This window comes from Streptomyces colwelliae, assembly GCF_048158785.1.
Taxonomy (GTDB): Bacteria; Actinomycetota; Actinomycetes; order Streptomycetales; family Streptomycetaceae; genus Streptomyces.
On record NZ_JBLTJC010000037.1, the window covers coordinates 29935 to 46265 of the forward strand.

The following is a 16331-nucleotide window of genomic DNA, read 5'->3' on the forward strand; positions in this document are numbered from 1 at the left end:
CTTACGGGGGCGGTCGGTCAGTCGGAGGCGGGCAGCGGCTTGGCCGCCTTCAGGGCCATGGGGGCGCCGTCGCAGGTGAGTTCGCCGGAGCCGGAGGCGGTGCAGAGGAGTTCGAGCGTCCCGGTGGCGTCGACGTACCGCTTGCCGATGAGGGTGGTGGTGCCGGCCGGTCCGGGTTTCGCCGGGGGCGCCCCGGCCGCGGGGACCAACGGGCTGCCGCCACACGCCAGTTGGGGCTGTGCGGCGGCGGGTGCGCGGATGACGACCACGCGGGTGCCGCAGACGGTGCTGGCGAGTTGGTCACCGGGGCGCAGCGTCGGTGCCGGTGGGGTCATGGCGGAGTTCCCTTTCGAGCAGGCGGTCGGCGAGGAGTTCCACGTCGTAGGACTGACGGGCCATCCAGTACCGCAGGAAGCCGGTGAGCGAGTACCGCAGGAAGAGCGCGGAGCCGACGACGCTCCCGGCGACCGCGGCCAGGCCGAGGGTGAGAGCGTCGTTCTGCACCAGCGGATCGCTGGTGTTGTGCGAGATGAAGTAGGCGCACACGCCGAGGACGACGCCGATCGTCATCAGTGCGGCGCCGGCGCGCAGCCAGAGAGCGGCCCTTCCGGCGGCCGGGTCGGGGATTTTCAGGACGGTGAGTTCGCGGACGAAGCGGTCCGCTCGCGTCTCGGTGGACGTCATGTGGAACTCCCCAGGTAGAGAGCGGACAGTTCGGCGCGCAGGCCGCCGTCGGGGTGGCCCTGCCGTTCGACCCGGCCGCGTACGAGGACGGCGGCATGGTCGCAGATGTCGAGGACTGCGGCGGCGAACTGTTCAACCACCAGGACTGCCACGCCCTGGCGGGCGATCTCGCCGACCTGTTCGTAGAGCCGGCCGACGACCAACGGGGCGAGCCCCATGGAGAGTTCGTCGAGCAGCAGTACGGCGGGGTCGGTGGCGAGGCCGCGGGCGAGGGCGAGCATCTGCTGTTCGCCGCCGGAGAGGGTGCCCGCGGCCTGTCCGGCGCGCCGGGCGAGGACGGGGAAGCGGGCGAACGCGATCTCCTCGATCTCCTCTCGGCCGCGGCCGGTGAAGGTCATCATGAGGAGGTTGTCGCGGACGGACAGGTTCGGGAAGACGCCTCGTCCTTCGGGGATGAGGCAGACTCCGGCGCGGGCCAGGTCGCGGGGGTCGGCGCCGGTCATGTCCCGTCCGCCGAGGACGAGTTGGCCGGACTCGGCGGGGTGGACTCCGGCGGCGACGCGCAGGGTGGTGGTCTTTCCGGCGCCGTTCGGGCCGAGCAGTGCCACCACCTGTCCGGCGGCGACGTCGAGGTCGACGCCGTGCAGGACGGTGATGCGTTCGTGGGCGGCGCGGATGCCGCGCAGTTCGAGAAGTGCGCTCACGCGTCCCCCAGGTAGGCGGCGAGAACCGTTTCGTCGCTGCGGATCACCTCGGGCGGGCCGACGGCGATGATCTTGCCGAGGTCGAGGACGTACACCTCGTCGCAGACGGCCATCACGAGGCTCATGTCGTGTTCGACGAGGACGACTGCGGTGCCGTCGTCGGTGAGGGCGCGCAGGAGTTCCGCGAAGCGTTCGGTCTCCTCCGCGTCCTGTCCGGCGGCGGGTTCGTCGAGGAGAAGCACCTTCGGGCGGATCGCGAGTGCCCTTCCCACCTCGACGAGACGGCCGACTCCGGTGGGGAGGGCGTCGGGTGAGATGTCCGCGAGGTCGGTGAGACCGAGCCGGTGCAGGAGCTCGGTGACGACCTGGTCGGCGCGGCGGCGTTCGGGGCCGAGTTCGGCGGCGACGAGGAGGTTGTCGCGCACGCTGAGCCGGCCGAACAGTTCCAGGCGTTGGAAGGTGCGGGCGAGTCCGTGCCGGGCACGGGCGGAGGGCCGGGCCCGGGTGACGTCCCGGCCGTCGAGCCGGACCTGTCCGGAGGAGGGCCTGCGCAGTCCGGAAGCGACGTCGAACAGGGTGCTCTTTCCTGCCCCGTTGGGACCGATGAGTCCGGTGACCCGGCCCGCCTCGGCGGTCAGGGCGACCCCGTCGAGAGCGCGGTTGACGCCGAAGGAGACGGTCACTCCACTAACCTGCAGCGACGCCACGGGCCAGCACCTCCTCGTCCTCGGGGCGCCAGTCACGCCGTAGGCCCCACCACTCGACGGGGATCTCCGGTTCGGCCGGAGCGGTCTGCCGGGCGGTCGCCCAGGCGCGGAGCGCGAAGGCGAGAGCGAGTGAACCGCCGTAGTACGTCCAGTCGTTGATCACGTCGGTGAACCGCAGGGCCCAGGCCACGGCGAGGGCGCAGAGCAGGGTGGAGAGGGCGATGCGGTCGCGGGCGAGGGGCTCCCACTGGCGGCGGAAGCGGGGGACGATGCCGTCCGGGTTGTGGCCGAGTCCGACGCCGGCCAGGCCGGGGAGCAGGGCGACGAGGTTCGCGGTGCCGGGGGCGATGGCGATCAGGGCGTTTGTCGGGCCGGCGAAGGCGGTTCCGGCGAAGAGCCCGTTGCCGACCGCGCCGAGTCCGCCGACCACGGCGACGAGGAAGATGGGCAGGCCGGCGATGAGGCTGAACTGGTCGGCGGTGACGGTGCGTTGCTGCATTCCGTACAGTGCTCCGCCGAGTCCCGCGATACCGGACGCGAGGGCGAACACGGCGACCTTGGCGACCAGCAGGTTGCCGCCGAGGGTGGCGTAGGCGGCCTCGCTGTCGCGCAGGGCGATCAGCCGCCGGCCGAAACGGCTGCGGCGCAGGGCCGCCACGCCGATCGAGGCGAGCGCGAGACAGACGGCGGCGAACACCATCAACTCCCGCCCGCTGTCGAGCCGTAGGCCGAACAGGTCGGGTCCGGTGGCGTCCACAGAGCCCTGGTCGAACAGGGCGATCCGCAGGCCGAGGACATGGAAGGCCGGCAGGGTGAAGATCCACCGGTCGAGGATCACGGCGAACGCGGCCGTGCCCAGGGCGAGATACACGCCCGAGAGCCGCAGCGCGGGCAGTGCGACCAGGGCTCCGGCCACCGCCGAGACGAGGATCGTGGCGCCGAGCGCCCACAGTTCGCCGTGCGCGCCGAGGTGTGCCCAGACGACCGCCCCGATACCGGCCATGCTCAGCTGGCACAGGGAGACCTGTCCGGCGTATCCGGCGAGCGGGACGTACGAGAGTGCCACCACGCCCAGCGAGAAGATCGCTCCGTAGGTGATCAGGTCGGCTTCTCCGAGCAGAGAGGCCAGTACCGCGCCGAAGGCGACGACGACCGCGGCGAACACGAGGGTGCCGCGCGCGCTCGGCAGCGGCACCCGGGCCAGCCGTCGTTCGCGGCCGCGCAGGCGTCGGTGCGGGAAGACCAGCAGGGCGAGGAGGAGCAGCAGGGCGGGGGCGGCGAGCCGTAGTCCGGGCAGGTATTCGTTCTGCGGCAGGTAGCCGGTCAGGTAGCTCTCCATGCAGCCGACGACGACGGCGCCGAGGAAGGTGAGCGGCAGGCTGCGGAGCCTGCCGAAGACGGCCGCGGTGTAGGCGCTGACGATCAGCAGGGAGAGCTGGGCGGCGTCGAGGTTGATGGTCGGGGCGATCAGGATGCCGCCGATCGCGGCCAGTTGGGTGCCCAGGATCCAGGAGACCCGGCCCGCCCGGACCGGGTCGGCGCCGGTGAGTCCGACGAGTGCCCGGTCGTCGACGGCAGCGCGCATCTCGGCTCCGGCGCGGGTGCGGTAGAGCAGGACGCGCAGGCCGACGGCGACGGCGACGGCCACCGCCATGGTGATGGCCTGGTGCCAGGTGATGACGGCCGGGCCGAGGTGGATGGGCTTGCGGGCGGCGAAGAACATCGGCAGGGGCCGCGCCACGTTCGGGTCCCAGATCCAGCGCGCGGCCGCGATGAGTCCGCTGAGCAACGCGACCGTCATCACCAGCCGTTCGGCTTCGCCGAGGGCCTGGACGGGTCGCAGGATGAACCGCTCCACGAGCAGCCCGAAGCCAGGGGCGAGCACGAGCAGCACCACGACCAGGGCGACCGGCACGGGCCAGCCCCAGCCGACGGTCAGCTGCCAGTACATGAACGCGGACAGCATGCCGGCCGCGCCGTGCGCGAAGTTGAACACGCCGGTGGTGGTGTAGGTGAGCACGAGCCCACTGCCGATGACGGCATAGATCGCGGCCGTGCTCAGGCCGACGATCCCGAAGGTGAGGAACTGGTCCATCGCGTCGGATCTCCCCTCTCCATCGCTGGAAACTAGCTTCTCATCTACGGAGAATCAACCATTCAGACAGAGACTGTTGACGTCGCCTCACCCACCGTGGAAATCTGCCACTCATCTGAGAGAATGCCATTCTCACTCATGGTGAAGGGTGGAAAGTCCTTGTCCTCCTTGCCCGTTCCGGCTCCTCCTCCTGGTCCGACCGACGACCTGATGGAGATCCAGCAGCTCCTCGCCCGCTACGCGGTGTGCATCACCCGCGGTGACCTGGACGGGGTACTGAGGGTCTTCACACCCGACGGCACGTACAGCGCCTTCGGGGACTCCTACGGCCTCGACGAGTTCCCGGCGCTCGTGGCCGCCGCGCCCAAGGGGCTGTTCCTCACGGGGACGCCGGCCGTCGACCTGTCCGGCGACACGGCGACCGGCACCCAGCCGCTCTGCTTCGTCGACCACTCCACGCACGACCTGCGGATCGGCTACTACAACGACACCTACGTCCGCACGGACGAGGGGTGGCGCCTGCGCACGCGCGCGATGACGTTCATCCGCCGCAGCGGAGCCCACGACTCGGGCCGCCCGCACGCCTATCAGCGCCCGGGTACATGAGCGTCGCCTCGGCGCCCGGGAACATGAACGTCGCCGACTTCCGCTCGGACCTGCGCGCCTGGCTGGACGAGCACGACCTCTCGCCCGGCCCCGACCACTCCCTGGACGCCCAGGTCGCTCAACTGGCCCGGGTCCGCCGGGCGTTGTTCGACGCGGACTGGATGCGGTACGGCTGGCCCGCCGAGGTGAGGGGGCTCGGCGGGCCGGCGGTGCTGAGGGCGGTGCTCGGCGAGGAGGTCGCCACAAGGGAGTTGGCCGAGCCGGGGATCTACTCGATGATAGAGGTCCTCGCCCCGACGATGATCTCGTACGCTCCTCCCGCACTGGCCGCCGAGATGGTCCCGCGGCTGCTCAGCGGGCGTGAGCAATGGTGTCAGGGCTTCTCCGAACCCGGCTCCGGCAGCGACCTCGCCTCCCTCACCACGCGCGCCGTTCCGCGCGGCGACCACTGGGAGATCAGCGGGCAGAAGGTGTGGACGAGCCTCGCCCAATTCGCCGCCCGCTGCGTCCTGTTGACCCGCACCGCGCCGGGCCACGACGGGATCACGGCGTTCTTCGTCGACATGGACACCCCCGGCATCACCGTCCGGCCGCTGCGCACGATGCACGGCGTGGACGAGTTCGCCGAGGTGTTCTTCGACGACGTGATCGTGCCCGCCGACCGGATGCTCGGCCGCCCCGGCGACGGCTGGCGCCTGGCGATGGACCTGCTCCCGCACGAGCGCTCCACCTGCTTCTGGCACCGGATCGCCCATCTCTACACGCGACTTGACCGCCTGCTGGCCGAGACGAGCGTCCCGGACGACGCCGAACTCGGCGCCGCCTACCTGGCGTTGCACACCGTCCGCTGCCGCTCCCACGGCACACAGCGACGCCTGGCCGCAGGTGAGCGGCTGGGCCCGGAGACATCGGTCGACAAGGTGCTGCTGGCCACCGCCGAGCAACAGCTCTTCGAGACCGTGCGCGATCTGCTGCCCGGCGTACTGGAGTTGGCGGACACGCCGTGGCGCTCGGAGTACCTGTACGCGAAGGCGGCGACGATCTACGGCGGTACGGCCGAGATCCAGCGGAACATCATCGCGCGCCGACTGCTCGATCTGGGGAGGGAGTAGCCGTGGACGCCGCCGAACGGCATCTGCTCGCCGAGACGCTCCGCAAGACGATGACGGCGGCGTCGGGGCAGGCGCTGGACGCCGCCCTGGCCGGCCTCGGCTGGGCCGAACTCCTCGCGGAACAACCGGACATCGCCGTCCCGATCGCCTTCCGCCTGCTGGGCGAGACGGGTGCCCACGCGCCGCTCCTGAACGACGTCCTGCTGAGCGCGGCGGGCCGGCCGGCCGGCGGCACGCCGCCGCTGCCGTTCACGGGTGGTTCGTGGGTCGTCTGGGAGCGCGATGACGCCGCCGGGACGACCCTGGACGCCGAACTCCCCCTGCACACCGTGCCGGCCGGAACTCCCGGACCGCTCGCCGCCGGTCGTGTCGCGCTCGGCTGGTGGCTGCTCGGGACCGGCCGCGCCATGCTCACGCTGGCCCGCCAACACGCCGTGGACCGCGTACAGTTCGGCCGCCCGCTCGCCTCCTTCCAGGCCGTGCGGCACCGGCTCGCCGAGACCCTCGTGGCATTGGACGGCGCCGAGGCCACGCTGGTGGCCGCAGAGGACGAGCTGGGCGCGCTGCTGGCCAAGGCGGCGGCCGGGAAGGCGGCCCTGACGGCGGCCCGGCACTGCCAGCAGGTCCTCGGCGGGATCGGCTTCACCGCCGAGCACGATCTGCACCGACACGTGCGGCGGGCCATGGTGCTGGACGGACTGCTGGGCAGCGCACGGGAGTTGACGCGCGAGGCGGGGGCACTCCTGCGGGCCGGCGGGTCCGCGCCACGGCTCGTCCACCTGTGATCGACCGAGGAGTGACATCAGTGACCGATCTCTGGAGCGACCTGCTCTCCTGCCTGGACCTCGATCCCCGGCCCGGCTCCGTGTTCGAGGGCCGCAACCAACACCTCGGCTACCACCGTATCTTCGGCGGGCAGCTGCTGGCCCAGAGCGTCCGCGCCGCCCAACTGGCCTGCCCCGGCAAGGCGGTCAAGAGCCTCCATGTGCAGTTCGCGCGGGCGGGGCGGCCGCAGGAACCGGTGCGGTACGAGGTGACGCACCATCATGAGGGCGGCTCCTTCGCCACGTTGACGGTCGTGGCGCGGCAGACGCAGGGGGTCGCGGCCGTAGCGGCCGTGTCCCTGCACTCCCACGAGGACGGTCCCGACCGACAGGTCACCTTCCCGATGCCCTCCGTGCCGGGGGCGGAGCACGATGTCGGCCTCTCGCTGCTTCCCTGGGACACCCGGGCCGTCATCGACGTGGACTCGCCGAAGGCGGAACCGCCCGAGTACGACCTGTGGATGCGCACACCGACCGTCGCCCCGGAGCTGGCCCCGGCGTTGACGGCGTACGCGAGCGACCTGAGTCTGATCGGTACGGCGCTGCGCCCGCTGGAGGGGGTCACCCAGCACGATTCGGGAACGGCGTTCACCTCCGCCGTCACCGCGCACACGGTGTGGTTCCACCGCCCTTTCACCACGGACGACTGGCTTCTCCTGCGTCAGCAGAGCCCGCTGCTCGCGCACGGCCGCTGTTACGGCCGGGGCGATGTGCTGACCTCGCGGGGGTCGCTCGTCGCGTCGTTCGCGCAGGAGGCGCTGCTGCGTTTCCGGGCGCCCGAAGAGTAGCCCCCGCTCAGGTGTGGAGCGATCAACGCGCAGTTCCACTACTGACACCTCGGCCGGCAACTGGCAGACTCCCATGGTCTTTACGCGAAGAGAATCGTCGGAGGGGAGCCCCGAGTTGAGCTCGACCGGCGTCCTGGCACTCGTCCTGTGGCTGGTGGTCGTACCCGGAGTCGTTCCTCTGCTGCTGCGCTCGTATCACCAGGCCGTCAGGGCGCGGCTGACGTGCACGTCCGGTGTGGTGACGGGGTACGAGGACAAGTCGTACTCCGACGAGGGCGGCTCCTACGAGGTGTACCGGCCCACAGTCAGGTTCGTCCCCGAGACCGGTGAGCCTGTGGAGGTCACGTCGAAGGCGCGGCCGTGGACGTTTCCGCCGGAGGTCGGAGCGGAGGTCCCGGTGCTCTCCCGCAGCGACCGCTCGCCCGCCGAATGGCTGTTCGTCGGTGACCTGGCCGCGTACGACGAGCGGACGAGCAAGAGCCGCCGGGGGTGGATCGTGGCCGGTCTCGTGCTGCCCCTCCTCCCCTTGACGGTGTGGTACCTGACGCGTTGACCAGGGCGGGTGACCGCTGGCGCGCGCTCAGCGCATGACGGTGCCGCCGTCGACGTTGATGACCTGGCCGTTGATCCAGGCTCCCGCGTCGGACATGAGGTGGGCCACCATGCCGGCGACGTCGTCGGCATGGCCGTGGCGGGTGCTCCGGGTACGGGCGAGCAGCGCCTCCAACAGGTCGGGCGCAGCGTCCTGTTGGATCGCCTGCGTCAGGATCAGGCCCGGCGCGACGGCGTTGGCACGGATGCCCTCCCGGCCCCAGCGGGAGGCGACATGGCGGACGAGGGCGTTGATGCCCGCCTTGGTCGCCGAGTAGGCGGGGCGTGCGGCCTCGCCGGTGAAGGCCGCGATGGACGAGGTGTAGACGATCGCGCCGCCGCCCCGGGCCAGGAGTTCGGGAACGGCGTACCGGGTGACGAGCATGTGCCCTCGCAGATTGACCGCGAACGTCCGGTCCCACACGGCGAGTTCCATGTCGACGACGTCGGTGTCCTTGGAGACGGCGCCCATGTCGCCCGCGTTGATGTGCACGGCGTCAAGACCGCCGTACGTCCGCACGGTGGTCCGCACGAGTTCGCCGACCGAGGCCTCGTCGGCGATGTCGAACTCCACCGCCATTGCCTCGCCACCGGCGTCGCCGATGATCCCGGCGGTCCGCCGGGCTCCGTCGAGGTCCAGGTCGCCGACGACGACCCTGGCGCCCGCGTGCGCCAGCCGCCGGGCGGAGGCGGCCCCCAGCCCGGTGGCCGCGCCGGCGACGAGAACGGTCTTCTCCTTCAAGCCCTCCACGCTGTTCCCTTCACGTCGTCGACGCTCTCCACCACCGGGTCCGGCAATCCGCCCGTCAGGGCGCCGGTACCTCGATGACCGTGGCCGAGCCCATGCCGCCGCCCGCGCACATCGCGGCGACACCGATGCCGCCGCCGCGGCGGCGAAGTTCGTGCACGAGCGTGACGAGCATCCGGGCGCCGGTCGCGGCCACCGGGTGGCCGAGGGAGCAGCCGCTGCCGTTGACGTTGACGCGATCGGGGTCGAGGCCGAGCAGTTTCACCGCGGCGACGGGCACGGCGGCGAAGGCCTCGTTGATCTCGAAGAGGTCGACGTCGGCGGTCGAAAGTCCCGCGCGGGCAAGGGCTTTGGGGATCACCTTCACCGGGGTGAGGCCCGTCTCGGCGGGGTCGGCGCCGACCGACGCCCACGAGCGGACGACGGCGAGGGCGGGCAGGCCCAGCCGGTCGCTGGCCACCACCAGGGCGGCTGCGCCGTCGTTGGCGCCGCCCGCGTTGCCGGCCGTGATGGAGAAGCCGTCTATCTCCGGGTGCAACGGCTTGAGTGAGGCGAGCTTCTCCAGGCTCGTGGTGCGGCGGGGGTGTTCGTCGACGGAGAACAGGCCGTGCGGTGTGTCGATGGGCACCAGCTCCGCGTCGAAACGGCCCTCGTCGATGGCGCGAATGGCGTTCTGGTGGGAGCGCAGTGCCCATGCGTCCATGTCGGCGCGGGTGAGGCCGGCCCGTACGGCGGTGTTCCAGCCGACCGTGATCGACATGTCCAGGTTGGGGGCGTCGGGCCGGTCGGGGTGCGTAGGCGGGCTCCACGGTTCGACCCATTCCCCGTCGACGCGGAAACGCTGTTTCGGGGAGGTGGAAGCCGAGTTGACGCCACCGGCGATGACGAGTTCGTCCATGCCCGCGCGGATGCTTCCCGCCGCGCTCTGCACGGCCGCGAGTCCGGCGGCGCAGTGGCGGTTGTGGGCGAGGCCCGGTACGGAGGTGAGGCCGACGGTCAGTGCCGCGTGCCGGGCCACGACGCCTCCGCCGTACAGGCCCTCGCCGAGGATCACGTCGTCGATCGCGGCCGGGTCGAGGTCGTCCGTGGCGGCCGCGGCGGCGACGATGTGGTGGGCCAGGTCGAACGCGGTGGTGTCGCGCAGGGTGCCCTTGACGGCGGTGCCGACGGGGGTGCGCAGGGCGGACACGAGGACTGCTTCAGGCATGGGTGGTCTCCAACTCGGCCAGCAGGGTGCGGCGCAGCAGCTTTCCGGTCTCGGTCTTGGGGAGTTCGGCGCGGAACACGATGGCGTCGGGGGTCTTGGAGGAGCGCAGCCGGTCCTTGACCCATTGGCGGACCTCCGCCGGGTCGCCCTCGCCGACCACGACGGCCACGATCCGCTGCCCCCACTCGGGATCGGGTACGCCGATCACCGCCGCCTCCACGATGCCGGGGTGGGCGACGAGAACGTCCTCTATCTCGGCGGGAGCGATGTTCTCGCCGCCGCGGATGATGGTGTCGTCGGCGCGTCCCTCGATGAACAGATAGCCGTCGGCGTCCAGTCGGCCCCGGTCCCGGGTGGGGAACCAACCCTCCGCGTCGAGGGCGCTGCGTTCGCCGTACTCGCCGGAGATCTGCTCCCCGCGCACGAACACGAGCCCGGTCTCCCCGGCACTGGCCGGCTTTCCGTCGTCGTCACGAATCTCGATCTCGACGCCGGGCAACGGCCGCCCCACGGAACCGAGTCGGTCCCGTACGGCCGGGTCGAACGCCGCCAGTGCCTCGCGGTGGTCGTCGGGCCCGAGCACCGCGACCGAGGAGGCCGTCTCCGTCAGGCCGTACGCGTTGACGAACCCTGTCCCCGGAAAGATCCGCAACGCCCGCTCCACCACGGGCCGCGGGGTCCTGGCGCCGCCGTAGGCGAGGCTCCGGAGCGTGGGCGTGCCAGCGTCGCCGGACGGGACCTCCGCGACGATGCGGGCCAGCATGGTAGGTACGACGAGTGCGTGGGTGACCCGCTCGCGGCGCACGGTCTCCAGCCACTCCCCCGCGTCGAAGGCGGTCAGGTACACCAGGCGGCGGCCCGAGTAGAGGTTCGTGAGCAGGTTCATCAACCCGGCCACGTGGTACGGCGGGACGGCCACGAGTGCCGCGTCGCCCTCCTCGGCGGAGGCGAACTCCTGGGTGTTCAGGACGTAGGCCAGCAGGTGCCGGTGGCGCAGCAGCGCTGCCTTGGGCTCTGCGGTCGTGCCGCTCGTGTAGAGGACCACGGCGACGGAGTCCTGGTCCGGGGCCGACTCCGGTGCGTCGGCTTCCTCTTCGGCGCTCAGCAGGGCGTCGAGGTCGGCGGGGCGCAGGACGAGGGCGCCGGGGTGGCGGGCGAGGAGGCGGGCCAACTGGTGTTCGCCGAGGCGGTAGTTGAGGGGGATGAACGGGATGCCCGCCAGGGCGGCGCCGAACAGGGCCACCGGGTAGGCGAGGTGACTGGGGCTCAGATAGAGCACGGCCGGGTGGCCCCGGAAGCGGTGCGCGGCGGCGCGGGCGCGGACGAGCAGGTCCGAGGCGGTCAGGGAGCGGCCGTTCGCCGTGACCACCGGTCGGTCGCCGCCCGAGGCCACCATCTCGAGAATCATGGTTATATTCATGAGAATGCTATTCTCGTCTCACTAGAGCGCTGTTCGCAAGAGAGGAAATCCTTGATGCAGATCAGTGGGAGCTCCGCGGTGGTCGTCGGCGGGGCGGGCGGCCTGGGCGAGGCCACCGTCCGTCGGCTGCACGCGGCGGGAGCGAAGGTCGTCGTCGCCGATCTGGCCGACGAGAAGGGCAAGGCCCTGGAGCAGGAGCTGGGGGTCCGCTATGTGCGCACCGACGCCACCTCCGAGGACGATGTCCAAGCGGCCCTGGCCGAGGCGGAGTCGGCGGGACCGCTCCGCATCTCGGTGGACGCGCACGGCGGCCCGGCGAGCGGTGGCCGGCTCGTCGGCAAGGACGGCTCGCCCCTCGACCTCGCGGGCTTCCGCACGACGATCGACGTGTATCTCACCGGCGTGTTCAACGTGATGCGGCTGGCCGCGGCCGCCATCGCCCGCCAGGAGCCCGCCGAGGGCGGCCGGGGCGTCATCGTCAGCACGGCCTCGATCGCCGCGTACGAGGGCCAGATCGGCCAACTCCCTTACGCGGCGGCCAAGGGCGGGGTCGTCAGCATGACCCTGGTCGCCGCCCGCGACCTCTCCCCGCTCGGCATCCGGGTCGTCACGATCGCGCCGGGCACCTTCAACACACCGGCCTACGGCAAGGCGGGCGACCAGTTGGAGGCCTACTGGGGACCGCAGATCCCGTACCCGAAGCGCATGGGCCTGCCGGTCGAGTACGCGGGTCTCGTGCAGCACATCGTCGAGAACGACTATCTCAACGGCGAGGTCGTCCGTCTCGACGGCGCCCTCCGTTTCCCGCCGAAGTAACCGGCATGAGTCAAGTGCCGGGCGTGAGCGGGCAGTTGAAGGGCAAGGTCGCGTTCGTCGCGGGCGCCAGCCGTGGCATCGGCCGTACGGTCGCGGTGGCGCTCGCGGAGGCGGGCGCCTCGGTCGCCGTGGCCGCGCGTTCCGAGCGGGAGGGGCGGCTGCCCGGGACGATCCACTCGGTCGCGGACCGGATCACCGCGGCGGGCGGGCGCGCCCTGCCGGTGCCCTGCGACGTCAGCGACGAGGCGTCGGTCGACGCGGCCGTCGCCGCCGCCGTCGCGGAGTTCGGCGGGATCGACATTCTCATCGCCAATGCCGGGGTGCTGTGGCTCGGCCCGGTCGAGTCGACACCGCTCAAGCGCTGGCAGCTGTCCCTGGACGTCAATCTGACCGGGGTGTTCCTGGTGACCCGCGCGGTGATTCCGCACGTACGCGCGCGTGGCGGTGGCTCGTTGGTGGCCGTGACGACCGGCGGGGTGGGCATGACGGACCGGGGCGCGAACGCGTACTGGGTGTCCAAGGCGGCCGTCGAGCGTCTCTACCTGGGCCTCGCCGCCGACCTGAGGAAGGACAACATCGCGGTCAACTGCCTTGCTCCGTCACGGGTGGTGCTCACGGAGGGCTGGCAGGCGGGTGGCGGGGGCCGGGAGATCCCCCCGGAGATGGTGGAGCCGCCGGAGGCGATGGCGAGGGCCGCCGTCATCCTCGCGGGCCAGGACGCGACCGGTCTCACGGGTACCGTCCAGCGCTCGGAATCCCTTGCCTGAACGGCGGTTGGCCTGCGGGCGACGCGGGATGCGCATGACTGTTCGGCATCAGCCGGGGCACTCGGGAGACAACGGCGCAGCCACCGGGATCACCGGTGGCTCGCCGTCTATCCGTAGGGGTTAACAGATGCTTGCATTCGTGGCGGCCGCACTCTTCTTCATCGCCTTCCTCATCCGTGTCACCGAGACGTCGACCCAGCTCGTCTTCAGCTCGACGAGCCTCATGCTTCTCGGGCTCGCCTTCCTCGCCGCGCACTCCGCCGGCGTGGGGTCCGGCTGGTCCGCCCGTCGCAGCAGCGGACGTCGCCGCTGAGGAAGCTGCGCGCTCCACGCACAGCGCGCCTCCTCCGACGCCCCCGGCCGGTCACCGCCCGGCACGTTCTCGCACCGCCGCACAGACCCCGCCGTCAACGAGAACGTCGATCCCGGAAACGAAAGCGGCCTCGTCCGACAACAGGAACGCCACCGCAGCCGCGACGTCATCGGCCCGGCCCGTCCGCCCGAGCGGCGTCTGCTCCACCAGAGCGGCCATGGCGGGCTGGGCCGAGGCCTCCTGCCGCCCCTGAGGGGTGTCGATGACACCCGGCGACACGGAACACACCCGGGCGCCGTACGGCCCGAGCCGCACCGCCTCCCGCCGTACGAACCGGTGCACCCCGTGCTTGGCCCACGCGTACGCGAGACCGGTGTTCTCCACGGCAGGCCCGAGAGCCTCGCGCAGCCGGTCGAGAAAGTCGTCCCGGAGCGGATCGTCGAGGATCGCCGCTACGGCTGGATCGGCCTCCAGGTTGCCGAGGAGCGGGGCCATCGAGGCGAAGCACACCATCGCTGTCCCCTCGGTGGCGAGCGGGCGGAGTGCCTCGGCCAGGCGTGCGGTGCCGACGAGGTCGACCTCGAAGATGCGCCGCCAGTCGGCCATGGTGGGCGAGATCCCGGCGGCGTGGGAGACGGCCCGCAGCGGGCCCGACTCGGCGACGCGGGCGGCGAGTCGGGACAGTCCGGCCGGGTCGGTGATGTCGAGGACGAAGGGTTCGACCTCGATCTCCTCGTCCGCGGCGGCCAGTTCCTTCGTCGCGGCGGTCACCGCCGACTCGTCCCGGTCCACCAGCAGCAGCGTGTCCACCAGTCCGGTGAGCCGCCGCGCGCAGGCCAGTCCCATCCCGCGCCCTGCTCCGGTCGCGATGCCTACGGTCGTCATGCGTCCTCTCCTCCGTGACCCCAGAACTTCTCCAGCCCCGGCCGCGCCACCCTGTCCACGAGTTCCACGAGCAGACCGCTCGGGCCGCGCAGGAAGGCGAAGGGCGCACCGCCGGAACCGGCCCGGGCGGCCTCGGTCACGAAGCCCTGCCGGGTGAGTTCGGCCGCGTCCGCGGCGACGTCGTCGGACCAGTAGCCGACGTGGTGCACGCCGCCGCCGGCCACCGGTTCCCACAGCGTTCCCGGGATACGGCGGACGATCTCCAGTCGGGGCAGCGTCCGGGAGTAGGCGCAGCTGATGTCGAGAACGGCATTTCCGGTCGGCAGCGTCAGCGGAACCGCCCCGCCGATCTCGGCGCACCACTCGTACCCGAACGCGGCCGAGAACTCGGCCAGCGTCCCCTCGAAGTCCTCGACCACAAGCCCGAGATGGAACTGATCCTCCGCCCTCACGACTCCCGCACCGTCCCGGAAACGTCATGCTCACCCAGGCGGGGCGGCGGCCCGTAGTCCGGCTCGTACCCCTCGACCCGCACGGGACTCCGCACCAGCCGGAAGTCCCCCGCCGTCACCACGGCCTCTGGTGTCGCCGCCAGCGCCTGCGGCAACGTGCGTACGGCTGCGGCCGGCACCCCGAGCGGACGCAGCCGCGCCTCCCAGGCGGCGGCGGTGTCGCCGGCCAGGGCGTCCGTCACGGCGGCGAGCACCTCCTCGCGGCGCTCCGCGCGTTCGGACATGGTGGGGAATCCCTGGACGCCGGCCTCGGAGGCGAAGGACTTCCAGAAGCCGTCGTGGGTGATGAAGAGCGCCAAGTAGCCCTCGGCGGTGGGAAAGAGCTGGGCCGGTACGTAGTAGGAGTGCGCGCCGAGCGGCAGCCGGCGTGGTTCGACGCCTTCGTTCAGGTAGGCGGAGGCACGGTAGTTGAGCTGAGACAGCATCACATCCCGCAAGGACACCTCGACTTGGCCGCCGCGTCCGGAGACGATCTGGGCGAGGAGCCCCAACGCGGCTGTCAGGCCTGAGGAGTTGTCGGCCGAGGAGTAGCCGGGCAGGGTCGGCGGGTCGTCCGGGGCGCCGGTGAGGGCGGCGACTCCCGTGGCGGCCTGGACGACGTAGTCGAAGGCGGGCTCGTCGCCCGCCTCCAGTCCGTATCCGGTGAGCGCGACGCACACGATCCGCTCGTTCCACTTGCGCAGCACGTCGTAGGTGAGGCCCAGCCGGTGGATGGCCGACGGTTTGAGGTTGACGAGCAACGCGTGGGCGTCGGCGACGAGTTCGCCGAGTCGGGCCTGTCCTTCGTCGGTCGTGAGGTCGAGGCGGATGCTGCGTTTGCCGCGGTTGAGGCTGGCGAAGTAGGCGTCGCTCACCTGGCGGGATATGTCCCCGCCCGGCGGTTCGATCTTGGTGACCTGGGCTCCGAGGTCGGCGAGCATCATCGTGGCGTAGGGGCCGGCCAGCATGTGGCCGACCTCCAGGACGCGGATGCCGTCGAGCGGTCCGGCGGTCATCGCAGGTCCGCGGCGAGGGCGGCGAGCATGTCGCGGGTGCGGTACTTGGAGGCGACCAGCTCGTCGCGGTTGTCGCCGATGGGCAGCAGCCGTACGGAGAGATCGGTGACCCCTGCGTCCGCGAAGCGCTTGAAGCGGGCGGCAATGGCGTTCTCGTCGCCCGCCGCGCACAGATCGCCGACGTCGCGGGCGTCGCCGTATTCGAGAACGCGTTGGTAGTTGGGCGAGATCTCGGCCTCGCCGAGGATGCGGTTGGCGCGCTCGCGGGCCTCGTCGACCCGGTCGGGGCTGCACAGGCAGACCGGGATGCCCGCGACGATCCGTGGTGCCGGGCGTCCGGCGCTCTCGGCGGCCTTGGTGATGCGGGGGACGACGTGTTCGGCGACGGCGCGTTCGTCGGCCATCCACAGCACGGTCCCGTCGGCCCGTTCCCCGGCGAGGCGCAGCATGACCGGGCCGAGGGCCGCGATCAGGACCGGCAGCGGGGAGACGGGGGCGAGGGTGAGCGGGTTGTGGACGGTGAAAGTGTCGTTCTCGACATCGACCATGTCCGTTCC

The 16331-nt window shown here is 71.5% G+C and carries 20 protein-coding genes; 8 read left to right on the top strand and 12 right to left on the bottom strand.

Annotated features, from left to right (window positions below; all coding sequences use genetic code 11):
• Positions 1-17: 17 nt before the first annotated feature.
• Genes ACNFOC_RS10940 through ACNFOC_RS10960 form a run of 5 tightly spaced genes read right to left on the bottom strand, consistent with a single transcriptional unit; the run spans position 18 to position 4190 of the window.
• Positions 18-335, bottom strand: a complete 318-nt coding sequence (locus tag ACNFOC_RS10940; protein WP_416958893.1) for a hypothetical protein — start codon at positions 333-335, stop codon at positions 18-20.
• Positions 301-684 (bottom strand): hypothetical protein, encoded by a 384-nt coding sequence (locus tag ACNFOC_RS10945; protein ID WP_043664093.1) that lies wholly within the window; start codon positions 682-684, stop codon positions 301-303. Before ACNFOC_RS10945 ends, ACNFOC_RS10940 begins: the two co-directional genes overlap by 35 nt.
• A complete protein-coding gene (locus ACNFOC_RS10950; protein ID WP_416958894.1) occupies positions 681-1388 on the bottom strand; it encodes an ABC transporter ATP-binding protein in 708 nt (235 codons plus the stop codon). The genes ACNFOC_RS10945 and ACNFOC_RS10950 overlap by 4 nt, the downstream gene beginning before the upstream one ends.
• A complete protein-coding gene (locus ACNFOC_RS10955; RefSeq protein WP_416958895.1) occupies positions 1385-2095 on the bottom strand; it encodes an ABC transporter ATP-binding protein in 711 nt (236 codons plus the stop codon). The genes ACNFOC_RS10950 and ACNFOC_RS10955 overlap by 4 nt, the downstream gene beginning before the upstream one ends.
• On the bottom strand, positions 2076-4190 hold the full coding sequence (locus ACNFOC_RS10960; RefSeq protein WP_416958896.1) for a branched-chain amino acid ABC transporter permease: 2115 nt from the start codon (positions 4188-4190) through the stop codon (positions 2076-2078). Before ACNFOC_RS10960 ends, ACNFOC_RS10955 begins: the two co-directional genes overlap by 20 nt.
• A 210-nt stretch (positions 4191-4400) precedes the next feature.
• Between ACNFOC_RS10960 and ACNFOC_RS10965 the strand changes: the two genes are divergently transcribed.
• From ACNFOC_RS10965 to ACNFOC_RS10985, 5 genes are all read left to right on the top strand, one after another.
• The gene (locus ACNFOC_RS10965) at positions 4401-4796 is read left to right on the top strand and encodes a nuclear transport factor 2 family protein (RefSeq protein WP_416958897.1); all 396 of its coding nucleotides are present in this window, start codon (positions 4401-4403) and stop codon (positions 4794-4796) included.
• Complete coding sequence (locus ACNFOC_RS10970; RefSeq protein WP_416958898.1) at positions 4793-5908, top strand: acyl-CoA dehydrogenase family protein; 1116 nt, start codon at positions 4793-4795, stop codon at positions 5906-5908. Before ACNFOC_RS10965 ends, ACNFOC_RS10970 begins: the two co-directional genes overlap by 4 nt.
• A gap of 2 nt (positions 5909-5910) precedes the next feature.
• Positions 5911-6693: an acyl-CoA dehydrogenase family protein gene (locus tag ACNFOC_RS10975; protein WP_416958899.1), complete on the top strand. Its 783-nt coding sequence runs from the start codon at positions 5911-5913 to the stop codon at positions 6691-6693.
• 20 nt (positions 6694-6713) lie between these two features.
• On the top strand, positions 6714-7520 hold the full coding sequence (locus tag ACNFOC_RS10980) for an acyl-CoA thioesterase (protein ID WP_416958900.1): 807 nt from the start codon (positions 6714-6716) through the stop codon (positions 7518-7520).
• 115 nt (positions 7521-7635) lie between these two features.
• Positions 7636-8073 carry a hypothetical protein gene (locus ACNFOC_RS10985; RefSeq protein ID WP_416958901.1) on the top strand — a complete coding sequence of 146 codons (438 nt, stop codon included), beginning with the start codon at positions 7636-7638 and terminating at the stop codon, positions 8071-8073.
• Between the two features lie 27 nt (positions 8074-8100).
• On the opposite strand, the gene ACNFOC_RS10990 is transcribed toward ACNFOC_RS10985, so the two are convergent.
• From ACNFOC_RS10990 to ACNFOC_RS11000, 3 genes are read right to left on the bottom strand one after another with little or no spacing between them, the layout of a single operon-like run.
• A complete protein-coding gene (locus tag ACNFOC_RS10990) occupies positions 8101-8862 on the bottom strand; it encodes an SDR family NAD(P)-dependent oxidoreductase (protein ID WP_416958902.1) in 762 nt (253 codons plus the stop codon).
• 55 nt (positions 8863-8917) lie between these two features.
• Positions 8918-10066 carry a thiolase family protein gene (locus ACNFOC_RS10995; RefSeq protein WP_416958903.1) on the bottom strand — a complete coding sequence of 383 codons (1149 nt, stop codon included), beginning with the start codon at positions 10064-10066 and terminating at the stop codon, positions 8918-8920.
• Positions 10059-11474, bottom strand: coding sequence for a class I adenylate-forming enzyme family protein (locus ACNFOC_RS11000; protein WP_416958904.1), 1416 nt, complete (start codon positions 11472-11474; stop codon positions 10059-10061). Before ACNFOC_RS11000 ends, ACNFOC_RS10995 begins: the two co-directional genes overlap by 8 nt.
• Before the next feature lie 66 nt (positions 11475-11540).
• On the opposite strand from ACNFOC_RS11000, the gene ACNFOC_RS11005 reads away from it, so the two are divergent.
• The 3 genes from ACNFOC_RS11005 to ACNFOC_RS11015 all read left to right on the top strand — a co-directional run bounded on the left by ACNFOC_RS11005 (position 11541) and on the right by ACNFOC_RS11015 (position 13382).
• Positions 11541-12302 (top strand): SDR family NAD(P)-dependent oxidoreductase, encoded by a 762-nt coding sequence (locus ACNFOC_RS11005; protein WP_327406556.1) that lies wholly within the window; start codon positions 11541-11543, stop codon positions 12300-12302.
• A gap of 5 nt (positions 12303-12307) precedes the next feature.
• Positions 12308-13069, top strand: coding sequence for an SDR family NAD(P)-dependent oxidoreductase (locus tag ACNFOC_RS11010; RefSeq protein ID WP_416958905.1), 762 nt, complete (start codon positions 12308-12310; stop codon positions 13067-13069).
• A gap of 127 nt (positions 13070-13196) precedes the next feature.
• Positions 13197-13382, top strand: a complete 186-nt coding sequence (locus tag ACNFOC_RS11015) for a hypothetical protein (protein WP_416958906.1) — start codon at positions 13197-13199, stop codon at positions 13380-13382.
• Positions 13383-13433: 51 nt separating this feature from the next.
• Here ACNFOC_RS11015 and ACNFOC_RS11020 read toward each other — a convergent pair whose 3' ends face one another.
• The 4 genes from ACNFOC_RS11020 to ACNFOC_RS11035 all read right to left on the bottom strand — a co-directional run.
• Complete coding sequence (locus ACNFOC_RS11020; RefSeq protein WP_416958907.1) at positions 13434-14267, bottom strand: SDR family oxidoreductase; 834 nt, start codon at positions 14265-14267, stop codon at positions 13434-13436.
• Positions 14264-14719 carry a VOC family protein gene (locus tag ACNFOC_RS11025; RefSeq protein WP_416958908.1) on the bottom strand — a complete coding sequence of 152 codons (456 nt, stop codon included), beginning with the start codon at positions 14717-14719 and terminating at the stop codon, positions 14264-14266. Before ACNFOC_RS11025 ends, ACNFOC_RS11020 begins: the two co-directional genes overlap by 4 nt.
• Complete coding sequence (locus ACNFOC_RS11030; RefSeq protein WP_416958909.1) at positions 14716-15774, bottom strand: CaiB/BaiF CoA transferase family protein; 1059 nt, start codon at positions 15772-15774, stop codon at positions 14716-14718. Before ACNFOC_RS11030 ends, ACNFOC_RS11025 begins: the two co-directional genes overlap by 4 nt.
• Positions 15771-16331: LLM class flavin-dependent oxidoreductase (locus tag ACNFOC_RS11035; protein WP_416958910.1), on the bottom strand; the 561-nt coding region annotated here is incomplete at its 5' end. The genes ACNFOC_RS11030 and ACNFOC_RS11035, both read right to left, overlap by 4 nt.